17 protein-coding genes and 2 tRNA genes are annotated in these 17158 nt (G+C 64.3%); 1 reads left to right on the top strand and 18 read right to left on the bottom strand.

The annotated features are described in order from the left end of the window. Nucleotides 1–23: 23 nt before the first annotated feature. The 5 genes from ACXAF3_RS12815 to ACXAF3_RS12795 all read right to left on the bottom strand — a co-directional run bounded on the left by ACXAF3_RS12815 (nt 24) and on the right by ACXAF3_RS12795 (nt 5937). On the bottom strand, nt 24–611 hold the full coding sequence (locus tag ACXAF3_RS12815; RefSeq protein ID WP_475112702.1) for a class GN sortase: 588 nt from the start codon (nt 609–611) through the stop codon (nt 24–26). After that, nucleotides 611–2953, bottom strand: a complete 2343-nt coding sequence (locus ACXAF3_RS12810) for a marine proteobacterial sortase target protein (protein WP_475112701.1) — start codon at nt 2951–2953, stop codon at nt 611–613. The genes ACXAF3_RS12815 and ACXAF3_RS12810 overlap by 1 nt, the downstream gene beginning before the upstream one ends. Nucleotides 2954–3325: 372 nt before the next feature. Next, nucleotides 3326–4429 (bottom strand): phosphoribosylaminoimidazolesuccinocarboxamide synthase, encoded by a 1104-nt coding sequence (locus ACXAF3_RS12805; protein ID WP_475112700.1) that lies wholly within the window; start codon nt 4427–4429, stop codon nt 3326–3328. A gap of 136 nt (nt 4430–4565) precedes the next feature. After that, nucleotides 4566–5666, bottom strand: a complete 1101-nt coding sequence (locus tag ACXAF3_RS12800; RefSeq protein ID WP_475112699.1) for an AI-2E family transporter — start codon at nt 5664–5666, stop codon at nt 4566–4568. 16 nt (nt 5667–5682) lie between these two features. Beyond that, nucleotides 5683–5937, bottom strand: coding sequence for a sulfurtransferase TusA family protein (locus ACXAF3_RS12795; RefSeq protein WP_475112698.1), 255 nt, complete (start codon nt 5935–5937; stop codon nt 5683–5685). A 303-nt stretch (nt 5938–6240) separates the two neighbouring features. On the opposite strand from ACXAF3_RS12795, the gene ACXAF3_RS12790 reads away from it, so the two are divergent. Beyond that, complete coding sequence (locus ACXAF3_RS12790) at nt 6241–7749, top strand: M48 family metalloprotease (protein ID WP_475112697.1); 1509 nt, start codon at nt 6241–6243, stop codon at nt 7747–7749. An 82-nt stretch (nt 7750–7831) separates the two neighbouring features. On the opposite strand, the gene nadA is transcribed toward ACXAF3_RS12790, so the two are convergent. From nadA to ruvB, 13 genes are all read right to left on the bottom strand, one after another. Next, nucleotides 7832–8902 (bottom strand): quinolinate synthase NadA, encoded by a 1071-nt coding sequence (nadA, locus tag ACXAF3_RS12785; protein WP_475112696.1) that lies wholly within the window; start codon nt 8900–8902, stop codon nt 7832–7834. Between the two features lie 144 nt (nt 8903–9046). Then, a tRNA-Lys gene (locus ACXAF3_RS12780) sits at nt 9047–9122 on the bottom strand. 106 nt (nt 9123–9228) lie between these two features. Further along, nucleotides 9229–9304: transfer RNA gene (locus ACXAF3_RS12775), tRNA-Lys, on the bottom strand. 128 nt (nt 9305–9432) lie between these two features. Beyond that, entirely contained in the window at nt 9433–10110 is a 678-nt protein-coding gene (queC, locus tag ACXAF3_RS12770; protein WP_475112695.1) for a 7-cyano-7-deazaguanine synthase QueC, read from the bottom strand. Between the two features lie 57 nt (nt 10111–10167). Continuing rightward, on the bottom strand, nt 10168–10827 hold the full coding sequence (gene queE / locus ACXAF3_RS12765; RefSeq protein WP_475112694.1) for a 7-carboxy-7-deazaguanine synthase QueE: 660 nt from the start codon (nt 10825–10827) through the stop codon (nt 10168–10170). 121 nt (nt 10828–10948) lie between these two features. Beyond that, nucleotides 10949–11782: a tol-pal system protein YbgF gene (ybgF, locus tag ACXAF3_RS12760; RefSeq protein ID WP_475112693.1), complete on the bottom strand. Its 834-nt coding sequence runs from the start codon at nt 11780–11782 to the stop codon at nt 10949–10951. A 16-nt stretch (nt 11783–11798) separates the two neighbouring features. Further along, the gene (locus ACXAF3_RS12755) at nt 11799–12272 is read right to left on the bottom strand and encodes an OmpA family protein (protein WP_475112692.1); all 474 of its coding nucleotides are present in this window, start codon (nt 12270–12272) and stop codon (nt 11799–11801) included. Between the two features lie 96 nt (nt 12273–12368). Next, nucleotides 12369–13664, bottom strand: a complete 1296-nt coding sequence (gene tolB / locus ACXAF3_RS12750) for a Tol-Pal system beta propeller repeat protein TolB (RefSeq protein ID WP_475112691.1) — start codon at nt 13662–13664, stop codon at nt 12369–12371. Then, the gene (gene tolA / locus ACXAF3_RS12745; protein WP_475112690.1) at nt 13661–14434 is read right to left on the bottom strand and encodes a cell envelope integrity protein TolA; all 774 of its coding nucleotides are present in this window, start codon (nt 14432–14434) and stop codon (nt 13661–13663) included. The genes tolB and tolA overlap by 4 nt, the downstream gene beginning before the upstream one ends. A 15-nt stretch (nt 14435–14449) precedes the next feature. Continuing rightward, nucleotides 14450–14881, bottom strand: a complete 432-nt coding sequence (gene tolR / locus ACXAF3_RS12740; protein WP_475112689.1) for a protein TolR — start codon at nt 14879–14881, stop codon at nt 14450–14452. Between the two features lie 17 nt (nt 14882–14898). Continuing rightward, a complete protein-coding gene (gene tolQ / locus ACXAF3_RS12735; RefSeq protein WP_475112688.1) occupies nt 14899–15588 on the bottom strand; it encodes a protein TolQ in 690 nt (229 codons plus the stop codon). Nucleotides 15589–15591: 3 nt separating this feature from the next. Next, the gene (ybgC, locus tag ACXAF3_RS12730; protein WP_475112687.1) at nt 15592–15996 is read right to left on the bottom strand and encodes a tol-pal system-associated acyl-CoA thioesterase; all 405 of its coding nucleotides are present in this window, start codon (nt 15994–15996) and stop codon (nt 15592–15594) included. A 37-nt stretch (nt 15997–16033) separates the two neighbouring features. After that, nucleotides 16034–17053 carry a Holliday junction branch migration DNA helicase RuvB gene (gene ruvB, locus ACXAF3_RS12725; RefSeq protein WP_475112686.1) on the bottom strand — a complete coding sequence of 340 codons (1020 nt, stop codon included), beginning with the start codon at nt 17051–17053 and terminating at the stop codon, nt 16034–16036. Between the last annotated feature and the right edge of the window lie 105 nt (nt 17054–17158).

Below are 17158 nucleotides of genomic sequence, written 5' to 3'. Positions count from 1 at the left end.
CGAGTCCCAAACCGGCACTTTGGTCACAGCTGTACCGGTGCACCGGCGCCGAGATATTCGGCGTAGACGACATAGCGCAGCGGGCCGCCGGCATCTATCGCGTCGAACGGATAGCAGGTCACCAGCAGCAACCCCGGTTCGGCGAAGATAGGTAGCAGTTCGCGCTCGCTGTCCACCACCCGCGCCTCGCTGACCCGGTAGCTGTGCCAGCGGCCGCGGCTGTCCTGCAGCTGTATCGGCGCGCCGGGCCGGAGTCCCGCCAGGCCGCCGAAATGGGTGTCGCGGTGCGCGGCGATAACCGTGGTGCGCGGCTCGTCCAGATTGCCCGGCGCGCCGGAGCCGGCCAGCAGACCCGGCCCGAAGGCCAGCGCCTGACCGCTGCCGCCGGCCAGCACCATCAGCGGCGCCTGGCGGTCGAGCAGCAGTTTCGCCACCGGCCAGGTATCCGCCCAGGGCCAGGGTCTGACCGCGCGCCCCGTCTGCAGCTGCTCCTCCCAGGCATCGCTGATCAGCACCTGCGCCAGCTGCGCCTTGGTCAACAGCCAGACGGCGCCGCCCAGCTGCCAGACTCCCGCTGCCAGGCAGACGGCGAACAGTGCCCCGCGCAACATCAGTGCGCCCCCGCCCCGGATCCGACCAGAGCGCGCTCGACGGGTCCGCGCGCGCGGCGCAGGTCCGGCAGCACTTTCCGCAACAACTCGCGCAGGCGCCGCGGCAGCTTGTACTTCATCGGGCGCCCGCGGCGCAGCAGTCCCGCCAGGCCGAGCAGGCCCGCGGCGGTGAGCAGCTGTGCGTGCAGGCCGGCGGCGGTGCGCGGGTAGGTCTGGCGCTGCAGCAGCTGGCCGCGGGCCACCGCATTGGGGACAGGGCTTTTGGAGAGCCCCTCCCGCTGCGGCCGCACCACCTTCTCCTCCACCGCGACAAAACTGGTGTAAGGGCTCACCAACTGGTGCTCCAGTGCCAGGCGCAGTATCTGCTCGCGCAGCGCCACGCCTGCGTCACTCTGCTCGCCGGCCTGCAGCTGCCGATCGCGCAGCGATTCGATCTTGGCGCGCGCCCAGACACTGCCGATCCCCCGCCCGCCGTTCGCGCCGCGCTCTTTCAACACCAGCTTCTGCACAAACTGCTGGCCCGCCAGGCGGCCGTGCAACAGCAGCTCTCCGCCCAGTTCGCCGTCGACTCTGGCCACCAGTTGCAGCGGCTCACCGCGATAGAGGTCCGGGAGGCGCTTCGGATAGGCATCCACCACCAGTCCCTGGGGCCACTGGATCTGCAGGTCCGTCACGAGCGGATTTTCCAGCTTGGTGAACAGCGCCTGCATGCGCTGCTGGACTTCACCCAGATCGCCGATAGTGACGCTGGCACCGCGGCCGAACTGCGCCGCCTTGCGCATAAAGTGATTGTTCGGGGCCGAGCCGATGCCGACGGTAAACAGGCGCGCATCCCGCAGCGATTGCCGGATCAGCTCGAACAGCGCGCGCTCGTTGCCGACGGCGCCGTCGGTGATAAAGATCACCTGGCGCACCAGGCTGTCCTCGCCCGGCAGCTGCTGGCCGAGCGCCAGGCGCAGCGCCGGCGCCATCTCGGTGCCGCCGCTTGCCTGCAGCCCCTCAACCCAGTTGCGGGCGCGGTGTATATTGCCGGCATCCGCGGCGACCGGGCGCGGGAATAAGGCGCGGCTAGTGCTGTTGAATTCGATCACGTTGAAACGGTCATTTGGCCGCAGACGCGACAGTGCCAGCGCCAGACTCTCCTTCGCCTGGCGGATGGAGTTGCCGCCCATCGAGCCGGAGGTGTCGATCACATAGACCACCTCCCGCGGCAGGCGCCGCACATTTTTCCCCGCGTCCGGGGGTAACAGCAGCAACTGCAAATAGGTGCTCTCCGGCCCCGCCTCACTCCCGGCCTCCGCCTGTTCAGTAAAAAGTGCCGCGCGCGGCATGACCGACGGGCGCGGGCGCCAGTGCAGCGCGAAATCTCTGTCCATCAGCGCGTCGCCATCGCGCAGCTTGATCGAGTAGCGGCCGTCCGCCTGTTTGTTGAAATCGATATCGTGGTAGGGGCTGGTGATATCCGCCAGCGGCAGTCCGCCCTCCAGTTCCACCTCGATCGAGATTTTGTGGCTTCCGAGCTGCGCCAATTCTGCGACCGGCTGCATGAAAGGCGTAATCTTGTCGGCGTCCGGCACCTGATCGGTGGGCAGTGCCCAGCCGCTGCTGTCGGTAACCAGCTCCGTATCTACAAGTACTTCACCCGGAATATAGCGCGGGGTCAGTGTCGTCGGCAGGCGCAGGCCGAACATGCCGCCGTCATAGGCCACCGGCTGCAGATAGCGGATATGCACGCGCACCGTTTCACCGGGCGCGATATTGGCGACCTTGTTGGTAAACAGGTTCGGGCGCTGCTGCTCCAAAAGCGCCGCCCGCTTGCCCGCGTCGCGGGCCGCCTTGTAGATTTTTGCCGCCTGCGCCCGCTCGCGCACCACACCGACGATACGGCGCTCGCCCACTTCGATCTCCAGGCCGGCAACGGCCGCCTGCTCCGGCAGCGGCAGTACGTATACCGCCTCCTGCCAGGCGTCGCTGCGGTTGACGAATTCCTGCTGCAGGTGCACCTCTGCCACCAGGCCGCGCACCGAGATGCGCGCGCGGCTGGCCAGATGCACCGCCGGCACATAGCCGCCCTGCCCCGCGCCGGTGAACAGCAGGTCGCCGGCCTTCACATCGTCCAGCGTCACCGCCTGTGGCTGTTCCTGCACCGGCAGCTCCGCGCGCGTGGCGCTCGCGCCGATCGCGGCGACGAACACCGCCAGCGCGGTGACAATAAACAGCAACCAGCGGCCGCGCCGACTACCGCCCCTATTACCTTGAAAACGGCGGCGGTAGTACTCCTCGGTCGGCAGCACCACCAGTTCGCGCGGTATGCGCTGGCCTGAAAAGATCGCCCTGTTCACTTGTATCCCTCCGGTTTTGTCTCTTTCTGGAGTGCATTACAAGGGAGCAACTGGGCGAAAGCGGGCGCGAATTCTGGCGAAGCGGTGAGGAAAAATGGCGAATTATGGCAATGGCACTGAGAGCCTGTTTCCATAGCATAAAAAACCGGCGCTTGCGCCGGTTTCAGCTTGCTGACAAAGTCCGAAAAGCGGAATCGAAGGCAAAGTGCCAGGGCGGGTATTTCGAACCGTCGGCGACAAGGATGTATTTACAGCGGTTCGAAATACCCGCCCTGGTGCTTTGCCGCCACCCCCCCCTGCTTAGAACGAACGGCGGGGGAAGGACCAACACTGTGAAACCGCACTCGCACCAGTTTTTCTATGAGCTCCGCCTCAATCGATCAGGCCGTATTGATCCCGCAGCATCTCGATCAGCTCCGCCTTGGGGTTGTCGGGCAGCTCCAGCTTCCGCCCGGTGATCTTCTCGGCGATACCGACGTAGGTTGCGGACACGTCCATCAGCATGGAGGCGGGCAGTTCGTTGTCGCGCGCCAGGGCCTGGCGCTCGGCCATGCGATCCTTGTTCAGCAGGATATCCGGATCCGGGAAGTGGTTCAGCAGCGCCTGGCGGAATCCCTCTTTGGAATTCTCCACCACCTTGCCGTTGCGGTACTCGGCGCCATCCCAGATGCGGGAGGAGTCGGGTGTGCCCACCTCGTCCATATAGATCAGCTGCTCCTCGCCGTTGGCGTCGGTGACATAGCCGAACTCGAACTTGGTATCGACGAAAATCTGGTCGAGCTTGGCCAGCTCGGAGGAGATCACATCGAAGCCCTCTTTCAGCAGCTTCTCGTACAGGTCGATATCGTCCCTGGAGCGGAAATTGAAGGCCTCGAAGTTGTCTTCAATATTGGCGCGGGTGATGTTCACATCATCCGCCTCCGGAACCCCCGGAATCCCCTTCAGGATGCCCTTGGTGGACGGGGTGATCAGCAGCTCCGGCAGCTTCTGGTCCTTCTGCAGGCCGTCGGGAATCCGGATGCCACAGAATTCGCGCTCGCCTTTCTGGTAGGCGCGCCACATGGAGCCGGTGATGTACTGGCGGGCGATGGCCTCGATCATGATCGGGCGCGCCTTCTGCACTATCCACACCAGCGGGTGGGGAATGTCCAGGATATGGCTGTCCGCCAGGCCGTTTTCCCGGAACAGTTTGAACCAGTGGTTGGAAATCGCATTCAGCGCCGCGCCCTTGCCGGGCACGCCGCGCATGCCGCCCTCTCCTTTCCAGATGCAGTCGAAGGCGGAGATGCGGTCGGAGATCACCATCACCGCGAGCGGCGCGTCCGGAGCCACCGGGTAGCCCTTCTCCTCGATCAGGCGACGGCTGTCGGCCTCGGTCAACCAGTAAACCGAACGGACTTTGCCGCTGTGGACGGGTTTGTCGGTGCGGATCGGCAGGTCGTCGTTGACCGCCAGTACTTTGTCAGCAAGACCCATGGATCTTTACCTATTCGGGAGGGCTAAAAAGGAAGCGCGGAATTCTAGCAAAAGCCCGACATCACAGACAGAGACTTCGGGCCTGTTCACACTAAATTCGATGGCCCCGACCGCCCCTGGTGCGGGGCACCGGGAACTACTTCTCGGCGGCGCCCTCCGCCGCCTCTCTGGCCTGCCACTCGGCCTGGTGGTCCGCCGTGGGCCAAGCGTTCATGATCGCCTTCAGCAGAGTGGCGAGCGGAATCGCGAAGAAGACGCCCCAGAAACCCCAGATGCCGCCGAAGAAGAGCACCGCGAGGATAATGGCCACCGGGTGCAGGTTGACCGCCTCGGAAAACAGCAGCGGCACCAGCACATTGCCGTCGAGCAGCTGGATAACACCGTAGGCGATCATCAGGTAGAGGAACTCGCTGCTCCAGCCCCACTGGAACAGGCCGATGGCCGCCACGGGTATAGTTACCACCGCCGCGCCGATATAGGGGATCAGCACGCTGAGGCCCACCGCCACCGCCAGCAGCAGCGCGTAGTTGACCCCGAGCAGCAGGAAGGCGGCGTAGCTGACCGCCGCCACTATGCCGATCTCGATGACCTTGCCGCGCACATAGTTGGCCACCTGGTCGTTCATCTCGTGCCAGATCTGGCGCAGCATCGGCCGCTGCCGGGGCAGGAAGGCGGTGCACCAGTTGATCAGCTTGTCCGAGTCCTTCAGGAAAAAGAACACCAGAATCGGCACCACCACCGCGTAAATCAGGATTCCAGCCAGCACCGGCAAGTTCGTCAGGGAGAAGGTCACCAGGGTCTGGCCGATGGTACCCAGCTCGCTGCCGAGCGTGTTGAAGATCTCGTCAATCTGCTGCGCGGAAACCAGGCGCGGATAGCGCTCCGGCAGCAACAGCAGCAGCTCCTGGCCGCGATCGACCATATTCGGCAGTTCGGCAAACAGCCGCACCAGCTGGCGCCAGATAATCGGCAGCACAACCAGAAACAGCGCCACTATGGTGCCGACGAGAACCAGACAGGCCAGGCTTACCGCCAGCCAGTGGGGCACCTTCCAGGACGTCAGCCGCTGCACCATGCCCTGCATCAGGAAGGCGATAATCAGGGCCGCGAGCACCGGCGCCAGCACCTGCCCCAGGGTGGCAAACACCACCAGTGCCGCCAGCAGCAACAGCACCAGCAGCACCACCTCTTCCTGGCTGAAATAGCGATTGACCCAATTTTTGACGATTTCGAGCATAGATCCTCAAAGTTCGTTACTTGCCGGCGCGCAGCCAGTAGCGGAAGCTGTTGCCGCACCGCTCGGCGCGCAACAGCGGCCTGCCGCTCAGCTCGGCAAAACTGTGGAAGTCGCGCCAGGAGCCCTGGTCGCTCGCCAGCACCAGCAGCAGAGTTCCGGGCGGATGTTCGCGCATGGCGCGGCGCATTGCCAATAGCGGCTGCGGGCACGGCAGTCCGCGCGCATCCACGGTCACCGCGCTCTCCCGGTTCAAGTCGTCGCTAACGGACACTGAATCTGCCCCTTCGGTCACACTTTCTGATTGGGGCGAATTATAGCGCGGATATTGCGCCAGAAGCTGGACCGACACAATCTGCGCAAAACGGTCACCGTTCACATAACAGCCGAACCTTCCGCCGCCGGACTGGTCAAAACCTCGACAGTTCGACAGAGTTGCGTATAGAGTTGGGCTAGGGCCTGTTCACACTAAATTCGATAGCCGCGTTTTGGGGCGGCAACGCGAAGGGACGGGGCCATTGAATTTAGTGTGAACAGGCCCTAGTGCCCCCCGAAGCAGACCGAACAGTAAGCACCGATGATCGACCTCCACAACAAGCCCCCCCGGGGATACACCCGCCGCTCACTGCGCCGGCGCATCAGCGGCGGCCTGGCGGCGCTGGGCGCGGGGCTGCTGCTCGGGAGCGCCCCCCTCGCCGCAGTGGCGGAAGACAACCAGATCCAGCTGCCGGAGCTGGGCGACAGCAGCAGCGGCCTGGTTTCCCGCGCGCGCGAGAAGGAACTGGGGCAGATGTGGTTGCGCATGTTCCGCAGCCAGGTGCGCACCTCCAACGACGCCCTGCTGCAGCAGTATGTGGAGAACACGGTCAAGGGGCTGTCGGAGTTCAGCCCGCTGGAAGACAAGAACATCGATGTGGTGGTGGTCAAGAACGACACCATGAACGCCTTCGCCGTGCCCGGCGGCATCATGGGCATTCACACCGGCCTGTTCCTGTTCGCCGAAAACGAAGACCAGTTCGCCTCGGTCATCGCCCACGAACTGGGCCACCTGAGCCAGCGCCACTACGCGCGCTCACTGGAGGCCCAGCGCAACAGCACCATCCCCACCCTCGCCGGTATGCTCGGCGCCCTGGTGCTGGCTGCCACCGCCGGTGGCGACGCCGGTATCGCCGCGATGACCGCCACCCAGGCGGCGGCACTGGACAGCCAGCTGCGCTTCAGCCGCCAGAACGAACAGGAGGCAGACCGGGTCGGCATCGAGACACTGGCCAGATCCGGGCGCGACCCGGAGGCCGCCGGGGAGATGTTCGAGCAGATGCTGAAGGCCACCCGCTACTATCGCCGCCCGCCGGAATTCCTGCTGACCCACCCGGTGACCGAAAAGCGCATCGCCGACGCCAAGCTGCGCGCCAGCCGCATGCCTCCGGCCAAGCCCAGCGACAGCCGCGAATACCACCTGATGCGCGCCCGGATCCGTGTGGCCGCGGAGCCGACCCCACAGCAGGCGGTCAAGCGCTTTCAGGCGGAACTGAACGGTATCAACGACAACGAGGACGCGGCCCGCTACGGCCTGGCGCTGGCACAGACTGCGGCCGGCAAGCCGGATCTGGCACTGGAGACACTGCAGCCGTTGCTCGACAGGGAGCCGGACAAGGCCGCCTTCGTGCTGGCGCGCGCCGATATCGACCTGGCGCGGCACGACTACACCAGCGCCACCAAGCGGCTACAGGAGGCGCTGGACAGGAATCCCGGCGACCACGCCCTGACCATGGGCCTGGCCAATGCCCACTTCAAGGCCGGCAACTATCTGGCCGCAGAGCGTATCCTGGCCAGACACAGCCGCGTGCGCAAAAAAGACCCTGCGGTCTGGTACCTGCTCGCCGAGACCCACGGCCTGGCCGGGGACATCATCGGCGTGCACGAGGCGCGGGCCGAGTACTACATACTGAACGGCGTCTTCGACAAAGCGCTGCAACACCTGCGCCACGGCGTGCGCATGGCCAAGAACGACTACCAGACACACGCGATTCTGGAGCAGCGCATGAAGGATGTGATCAAGATGCAGGAGAAGGCGAAGGAGCTTTAACCCCAGCCCCTGTGAGAGGTCTTGAAGCAGGCCCCCAGCGCTTTGCCGCCACCGGACCAGCTTCAAACCACCTATAAAGACCTCAATCCAATGGCTTGCGGAAATCCAGCATCCGCTGCAGCGGTTTCATCGCACGCTCGCCCAGTTCCGGATCGACGAAGATCTCGTTGTCTCCACGCTCCAGCACGCCGCACAGATTTTCCAGTGAATTCATCGCCATCCACGGACAACTGGCGCAGCTGCGGCAGGTGGCGCCGGCGCCGGCGGTGGGGGCCACGATCAGTTCCTTGTCCGGGCACTGCTGCTGCATCTTGTAGAAGATGCCCTGATCGGTGGCGACGATAAAGCGCTTTTCCGGCCGCGTCTTGGCCGCGTTGATGATCTGCGAGGTGGAGCCCACCACATCCGCCAGCGCCACCACCGAGGCAGGCGACTCCGGGTGCACCAGCACCACCGCGTCCGGGTAGAGGGCCTTCAGGTCCGCCACCCCCTTGGCCTTGAACTCCTCGTGCACTATGCAGGAGCCGTTCCACAGCAACACGTCCGCACCCGTCTCCCGCTGCACATAGCTGCCCAGGTGCTTGTCCGGCGCCCACAGGATCTTCTCGCCCCGGGCGTCCAGGTGGTCCACCACGTCCAGCGCGATGCTGGAAGTCACCACCCAGTCGGCGCGCGCCTTGACCGCGGCGGAGGTATTTGCGTAGACGACGACGGTACGGTCCGGATGCGCGTCGCAGAAGGCGGAGAACTCCTCCGGCGGGCAGCCCAGATCCAGGGAGCAGGTGGCCTCCAGGGTCGGCATCAGTACACGCTTGTTCGGGGTCAGTATCTTGGCCGTCTCGCCCATGAATTTCACCCCGGCGACGATCAGGGTATCCGCCTGGTGCTCGGCGCCGAAGCGGGCCATCTCCAGCGAGTCGGACACACAGCCGCCGGTCTCTTCCGCCAGGGCCTGAATCAGCGGGTCCGTATAGTAGTGGGCCACCAGCACCGCATTCTGCTCCTTCAGCAGGCGCTTGATGCGTTCGCGCCACAGCTCCAGCTCCTCTTCGCTGTACTGATGCACGGCCGGCTCCGCCAGGTGCGCCTGCACTATCGCCCTGGAATCTGAGCGGGAATCAACAGTCTCTGTGGAATTCAACTTCTGACTCATGGCTAACCACCACTAGAGGAAAAGCGCGCATTATAGCGCATGGCCTGCGGGTACCGGGACAGCACCCGCGGGGGGCGAGGCCGCCCCTGCCGCGACAGCGCGATCAAGCAAAAAAAAGGGCTGCAACTGCAGCCCTAATAAAAATGGTGGGTCGTGCTGGACTCGAACCAGCGACCAATTGGTTAAAAGCCAACTGCTCTACCAACTGAGCTAACGACCCGAAAGAGGCGCGCATGATACCGATCCGCGAGCAAAATACAAGCCGCTTCGCGGCGCGCCGGCAAGCGCAATAAAAAAGGCCACCGGTTGGCAGCCCTTTCGGAATATGGTGGGTCGTGCTGGACTCGAACCAGCGACCAATTGGTTAAAAGCCAACTGCTCTACCAACTGAGCTAACGACCCATCGATCCCTCGACTTGAGGAGCTGCGTATCTTACGGATCTATTTCCAAAAGACAATACTTGGCGGCAAAAAAATCTAAAGAATTTAAGGGCTTAGCCGCGGCTTTCAAATTGCTCACAGCGCCCCGCTCAACCGACGTAGACCGTGGGGTCGGGCAGCCCCGCCTCGGCGAAGCCCGCCGCGCGCAGGCGGCAGCTGTCGCAGCGGCCGCAGGCGGCGCCGTTCGGCTGCGCCTGGTAGCAGGATACCGTCAAACTGTAGTCCACCCCCAGCTCGGTGCCACGGCGCACAATATCCGCCTTGCTCATATGCATCAGCGGCGTGCGGATATTGAGCTTCAGCCCCTCCACGCCGGCCCGGGTCGCGAGGTTGGCCATCTTCTCGAAGGCCTCGATATATTCCGGGCGGCAGTCCGGGTAGCCGGAGTAATCCACCGCGTTGACGCCGACAAAGATGTCCTGAGCGCCCAGCACCTCCGCCCACCCGAGGGCGATGGACAGGAAGACGGTATTGCGCGCCGGCACGTAGGTCACCGGGATACCGCCTGTCTCCTCTTCCGGCACCGCGATGCGGTCGTCGGTCAGGGCCGAGCCGCCGATGGCGCGCAGATCCAGCTTGACCACCTTGTGTTCGCGCGCGTCCAGATCCGCCGCGACCCGCTGTGCGGCCATCAGCTCGGCGCTGTGGCGCTGCCCGTAGTCGAAGCCGAGGGCATAGCACTCATATCCGTCGGCGCGGGCCATGGCGAGTACCGTGGCGGAGTCGAGGCCACCGGACAGCAGAACTACGGCTTTTTTTGCGCTCATATCGTCCTCGTTGATTCAGGTGTGAGAGGTTTCTCGGGCCTGCGCCCGCGGCACGGGTCAGACACCGGGGATATCGCCCCACAGCAGCTTGTGCAGCTGCAGCTGCATGCGTACCGGCAGGCCGTCCTCGAGAATCCACTCGGCCAGCTGGCGCGGCGGCAGCTGCTCGTAGCTGGGCGAGAAGAGCACCTCCCCGACCCGCTCCGCCAGCCGGTAGCGGTCCAGCGTGAACCTGGCCCAGTCGTAGTCCGCCCGGTCACAGATAACAAACTTGATCTGGTCGCGCTCGGTCAGCGCGTCGATGTTCTCCATGCGGTTGCGGTGCTGCTCGCCGGAGGCCGGGGTCTTCAGGTCCACGACCCGCGATACCCGTTCGTCCACCTGCTCCACCGGCATGGCGCCGCTGGTCTCGAGCGACACCTGATAGCCGGCGTCGCACAGGGCCCGCAACAGCGGCAGGCAGTTGGGCTGCGCCAGCGGCTCGCCGCCGGTCACACACACATAGCGCGCCGGGTAGCTCTGTACCTTCTGCAGTATCTGCTCCAGGGTCATGCGCTCGCCACCGTAGAAGGCGTACTCCGAGTCGCAGTAGGTGCAGCGCAGCGGACAGCCGGTCAGGCGCACGAACACCGTCGGCAGCCCGGCATCCCGCGCCTCCCCCTGCAGGGAGTAGAAGATTTCGCTGATGCGAAGCGATGCTGAAGAGAGGTCGGTCATATTCACCCGGCGGAAAAACACAAACGCCCGGACGGCTGGTGCCATCCGGGCGCGGGATCATAGAGCTTTTGTGGTCAAAAAACCAGCGGCGGGTGCTGTAGGGGCGATCCTTGTGATCGCCCTAAAAGTTCTCTTCCAGGTACTTCTTCGCCAGGTTGGACGCGCGCGCATCGCTGGCGGCCACCTGTTCGAGCAGCTCCCGGGCCTTCTGCTGGTCACCGAGCTGGTGGTAGACGGTGCCCAGCTTGTAGCGGCCGTCCCACACCTTGGTGGAGTTGGGGTAGCCGTCGAGCAGAGCCACGAACCACTGGCGCGCCTCTTCCAGATTGCCCTGCACCAGGGCTATCTCGCCCAGCCAGTAGTTGGCGTTGGGGGCGTACTTGCCGCTGGGGTAGTCCTGCAGCAGGCGCTTGAACTCGGCGCTGGCGCCGTCGTAGTCGCCGTTGCGGGCCAGGCCGAAACTGGCCTGGTAGCGCTCGCGCTCGTCTCCGCTGGCCGCCGGCGCGGCCGGGCGCGAGGCGCCGGCATCAGCGCCATTGCCATTTGCGGCCGGCGGCCGCTGGGCCGGCTCGGTTCCCGACAGGCGGGCGATGCGCCTGTCCAGATCCATATAGTCGTCGGTGCGCTGCTGCTTCAGGCGCTTGACCTCGTGGCGCAGTTCCTCGACCGCGCCGCGCAGCTCCTGTACCTCCTGCTGCAGCACCTGCATCTGGTAGTAGGCTTCCGCCTGCGGGTTGGACTGGCGCTGGGCGGGCGCGGGCGCGCGCGCTATCGTGGTTTCCGTGTAGGGGGCATCCCGATAGGCCGGCTCCGCATAGGAGGAATCCGGAGACGAAGACGCCGACTGTCGCCCACTGTCACTGGACAGGTCGACAATCGGCGCCTGTGAGAAAACGGGCGATGCCGCAGCCGTGAAGGCTGCGGCAACCGCGATCTGTCTAATCGTCAAAGCCATTGGCATCCATTGGCGATCAGTTGATCACTACGCGACGGTTCATCGCGCGGGCGCTCTCGCTGGAGCCGGGCTGTGCCGGGCGCTCTTCACCGTAGCTGATGACTTCCAGGGTGGAGGCGTCTACGCCCTGCAGCACCAGGAAGTCGCGCACGGCGTTGGCGCGGCGCTCACCCAGGGCCAGGTTGTACTCGCGGGTGCCCAGCTCGTCGGCGTGGCCTTCCAGGCGCACGGTGCCGGTGTTGCCGCGCATGCGGTCGGCGTGACGGATCAGCAGCTCGCGGGTTTCCGGCTTCAGCAGGGACTGGTCAAAGTCGAAGTAGACGACGTTGTCCAGCGGGGCCACGGTTTCCTGAGCCGGTGTTTCGATAACCGGTTCTTGAACCTGGGTCATCTGCTGCTGCGCGCTGTCGTCGGTGTCGGTGCTGGAACAGCCCGCCATTACCGCCAGAACGCAGGCCAGGCCCAGGCCAGTTTTTACTGATTTCAACATAAGCTACTCCGCTTTTAGTGTTTTAGAAAAATCCTGTAAGACTTTTATTTGGTCTTGTTTTACACCCGCCGCATACCGACCGGCGGGCACCCCGAGTCAATCAAAGTAAGGCGACCATGCCGGCTCGCGTACATCCCCGCGCTGGGACGGCAGGTTGTACTTCACCCCGGCATCCAGCGATACCGCCGCCAGAATACCTTTGCTCCCCCGCTTGGTGGCGTACATCAGCATAGCGCCGTTGGGCGCGATGCTGGGGGATTCATCCAGCGTCGTCTCCGTCAGGAGGCGCATTCTGCCGGTATTGATATCCATCGTCGCAATCGTGAACACCCCCCGGCTGCGATGGACCATTACCAGCGTTTTCCCATCCGGTGACACACGCGGCCTTGCGTTATAGTCGCCATCGAAGGTTAAGCGGTCTACTTGACCAGTGGCAAGAGTCAATTGGTAAATTTGTGGCTTACCTCCCCTATCGGAAGTGAAAACCAGCGATTTACCGTCCGGCATCCAGTTGGGCTCGGTATCGATGGAGAAGTGCCGGGTCATCCGGGTGAATTTCCCGGTGTTCAGATCCAGCACATAGATCTCCGGATTGCCGTCCTTGGAGAGCACCATCGCCAGTTTGGTTCCATCCGGCGACCAGGTGGGCGAGCTGTTGATGCCCTTGAAGTTGGTCAACTGCTGGCGCGCACCGGTGCTCAGGTTCTCGCGGAAGATGGCCGGCCGCCCGGTCTCGAAAGACACATAGGCCACTTCCTGCCCGTTCGGCGACCACATAGGCGACATCACCGGCGCGCTGAAGCGGCGGATTTCCCGCGCCCGCGCCCCGTCGATATCCGCCCGCATCAGCGCGTAGCTGGGGCGGCCGCCGCGCTGTTCCTCCAGCACGTAGATCATCTCGGTGGAGAAGGCACCGCGGATGCCGGTGATCGCCTCGAAGATCTCGTCCGCCGCGCGGTGGGCGATATCCCGCAGCTGCCGGCTGCCACCGCTGACCTGCTTGGTGAACATCTTCTGTTGCCCGAAGATGTTCACCAGGTCGAAGGTGAGCAGGTAACCCGCCGCCTGGGGTTCTATACGACCGGTGACGACGTATTCGGTTCCCAGAATTCGCCAATCGCGGAAAACCACCTCTTGCGGATTCTTCGGGAAGGACAGCATGTCCTCCCGGGGCACCGGCGCGAACAGACCGCTGCGGCGCAGGTCGGCGGAGATGATGCCGGACACATCCTCCGGCAGCACGCCACTGCCGGACCAGGCGAACGGCGACACCGCGATCGGGGTCGGGTCGTCGATACCGCTGGTGATATCCACCACCAGCTGGGCGCGGGCGCCCAGGCTCAGCGATACCGCGGCGATGACAACGAGTGTTTTCAGTAGGCTTTTTATCATTGGCGCAGATCTTCGACTCTAAAGTTCAACAGGGTTGTGCGCACTTCGCGCTCGAACAGGCTCGGCTCCTCGCGGGCCAGCTCCGCCACCTCGGGAAACACCTCCACCCGGCGGATGGCCGTGAGCACCGAGCGGTCCAGGGCGGCATTGCCACTGCCCTCGATAATATTGGCCGCGACCACCCGGCCCGTGGGCACAAAGTTGATTTGCACCACGGTCAGCATGCCGTTGCGCGCGCTGGGCGGGCGGCTCCACACGGATTCGATGCGCTGCTGGATAGCCTGGGCCACGGACATCACCGCCTGGGCGTCCTCGCGCGCGTCGAGCAGCTCCTCCTCTTCCTGCAGGGCCTCATCGAAGGCGCTCTGGCGCTCGCGCTCCAGGCGCTCCTTGAGCTCGCGCTCTTTGCGCTCCCGCTCTTTGCGCGCCTTTTCCTTGCGCGCCTTCTCCTCGGCCTCCTTCTTCTTGCGCTCGGCCTCTTTTTTCTTGCGCTCCAGCGCGGCGCGGCGCTTCCGCTCCGCCTCGGCCTGGCGCTGGCGCTCCAGCTCGCGCTGCTGGCGCTGCTTGATCTTGTCCACCTTCGGTGGCGCCTTCTTCTTCGTCACCGTCGCGTCCACGGTGACCAGCTTCGCCTGCACAAACTTCGGCATCGGTTTGCGCTCGGGCTGGCTGCTGGCCTCCCAACCGTAGGTGAGCACCGCGATCAGGGCCCCGTGCAGCGCGAGACTGATCAGGATCGCCAGGGCATAAGAGCCTCGTTGGTATCTCATATAAGTACCGGCACCTTACTCCTGCGGCGGTTCGGTGACCAGGCCCACGCTGGGGGCACCGGCCTGCTGCAAGTGGGTCATGGCGCTGACGATCAGCCCGTATTTGGCATCGGTATCGCCCCACACGAGCACCGGCGTCTTGGGTTTTTGACGCAAAACCTTGGCCACAGTTTCCTTGATCTCCGCCAGCGGCTTGGCCTTCTTCTCCTCCTCGCCCAGATTCAGGTAGTAGGTGCCGTCGGCGCGCACCGAGACGATCAGCGGCTCATCGTCGGTGTCCTCGATCGGCGCCGAGGGCGCGTCCGGCAGGTCCACCTTGACCCCCTGCATCAGAAGCGGCGCGGTGACCATAAACACGATCAGCAGCACCAGCATCACGTCGATGTAGGGCACCACATTGATCTCGGAGACCAGTTTGCGCTTGCCGCCCTTGCGAAAAACACTCATAGGGATCGCCTATCCGCTCAGCTTGCGTGCACTTTGCGGTGCAGTATCGAGGAGAACTCCTCGGCGAAGGTCTCGTAGCTGGACAGCAGCCACTCCGCCTTGGCCGAGTAGCGGTTATAGGCCATGACCGCCGGGATCGCCGCGAACAGGCCCATGGCCGTGGCCACCAGGGCCTCGGAGATACCGGGGGCGACGGTGGCGATGGTGGCCTGGTGCATCGTGGCCAGGCCGCGGAAGGAGTTCATAATGCCCCAGACGGTACCGAACAGACCGATATAGGGGCTGACCGAACCGACGGTGGCTAAAAACGGCAGGTTCATCTCCACCTTTTCCTGTTCCCGGGACATGGCCACGCGCATGGCCCGCTCGGTGCCCTCCATCACCGCCTCGGGGCTGCTGCGCCCCTGCTGGCGCAGGCGGGTGAACTCGGTGAATCCGGCGCGGAACAGGGACTCGACGCCGTCGACCCGCCCCTTCTCGGCGCGGCCGTTGCCCTCGCGGAACAGCTGGTTCAGATCGGCGCCGGACCAGAAGCGGCGCTCGAAGTTGTTCAGTGCTTTTTTGGCGCGGGACAGGTAGAGGCCCCGCTGAATAATCATGACCCAGGAGATCACCGAGGCCAGCAGCAGTAGTAACATCACCAGCTGCACCAGCAGACTGGCATTCTGTATCAGCCCCCACAGGGAGAGTTGTTCACCGGTTTCCATCTTCTATATGGCTGCCTTTAATGCTGAGTAAATGGGTTCGGGTAGCGCGCAGGGCCTGCGGCTGGCGTCGTCGACGCAGGCGACTTTGACCACGCCCTCGCAAATAATTTCATCGTTGCGCCAGATTTTTTGCTCGAAAGTCACCGCGGCGCGACCCAGTTTGCCAATCGCCGCGGTGGCCCGCAAATGGTCGTCGAGCAGCGCCGAGCGGCGGTACTGTATCTCCGCCGAGTGCACCACCAGCAACAGGCCCCGCTCCGGCATGGCCGGCTTATCATAGCCGAGGGAGCGGACCAGTTCTGTGCGCGCGCGCTCCATATACTTCAAGTAATTGACGTAATAGACGATTCCGCCCGCGTCCGTGTCCTCGATATAGACGCGGATCGGGATGCTGAATGCTTCTTTCACCCCTGCCCCTTGTGATTTCTCTAAGCTCAGATCGCGGCTACTTGTTGTCCGGCTTCGGTATGCCGAAGTGCTCGTAGGCCAGCGCCGTAACCACCCGCCCGCGCGGGGTGCGGGCGATATAGCCCTGCTGGATCAGGTAGGGTTCGAGCACATCCTCGATGGTATCCCGCTCCTCGCTGACCGCGGCGGCCAGACTGTCCACGCCTACCGGGCCGCCGTCGAACTTCTCGATCATCGCCAGCAGCATGCGCCGGTCGAGCTGATCGAAGCCGCGCGCGTCCACGTTGAGCATATTCAGCGCCGCGTCGGCAATGGCGGCATCGACGCTGCCGTTGCCCTTCACCTCGGCGTAGTCGCGCACCCGCCGCAGCAGGCGGTTGGCGATGCGCGGGGTGCCGCGGGCGCGGCGGGCCACTTCGAGGGCACCCCCCCGGTCCATCTCCACCCCCATCAGGCCGGCGGAGCGCTGCACTATGCTGGTCAGGTCCTCGACGCTGTAGAACTCCAACCGCTGCACTATGCCGAAGCGGTCGCGCAGCGGCGAGGTCAGCAGCCCCGCGCGCGTGGTGGCGCCGACCAGGGTAAACGGCGGCAGGTCCAGCTTGATCGAGCGTGCCGCCGGGCCCTCGCCGATCATGATGTCGAGCTGGTAGTCCTCCATCGCCGGGTAGAGCACCTCCTCCACATGGGGGCTGAGGCGGTGGATTTCATCGATAAACAGCACATCGCCCGGCTCGAGATTGGTCATCAGCGCGGCCAGGTCACCGGCCTTCTCCAGCACCGGACCGGAGGTGGTCTTGATGGCCACATCCATTTCCGCGGCGATGATATTGGCCAGCGTGGTCTTGCCGAGCCCCGGCGGGCCGAACACCAGCGTGTGGTCCAGGGCCTCGCCGCGCAGCTTGGCGGCCTGGATAAAGATCTCCATCTGCTCGCGCACCACCGGCTGGCCGACATAATCCGCCAGGGTCTTGGGGCGCACGGCGCGGTCGTACTGCTCCTCCTGGCCGGAGGGGCCCTGGGGTTCCGGGGCTATCAGGCGGTCGGCTTCAATCATCACTTTCCCCACGCACATCGACTACCGTGTAGGGGCGAACCTTGTGTTCGTTCCGGCCACTCCAGGTATTCGCGGCGCCTTCGGCCCCTACAGGCTGATTCTTCA

Source organism: Microbulbifer sp. ABF4_143 (assembly GCF_056160225.1).
The sequence above is the reverse complement of the archived record's forward strand: the minus strand, read 5'-3'. Positions and strand labels throughout refer to the sequence as shown.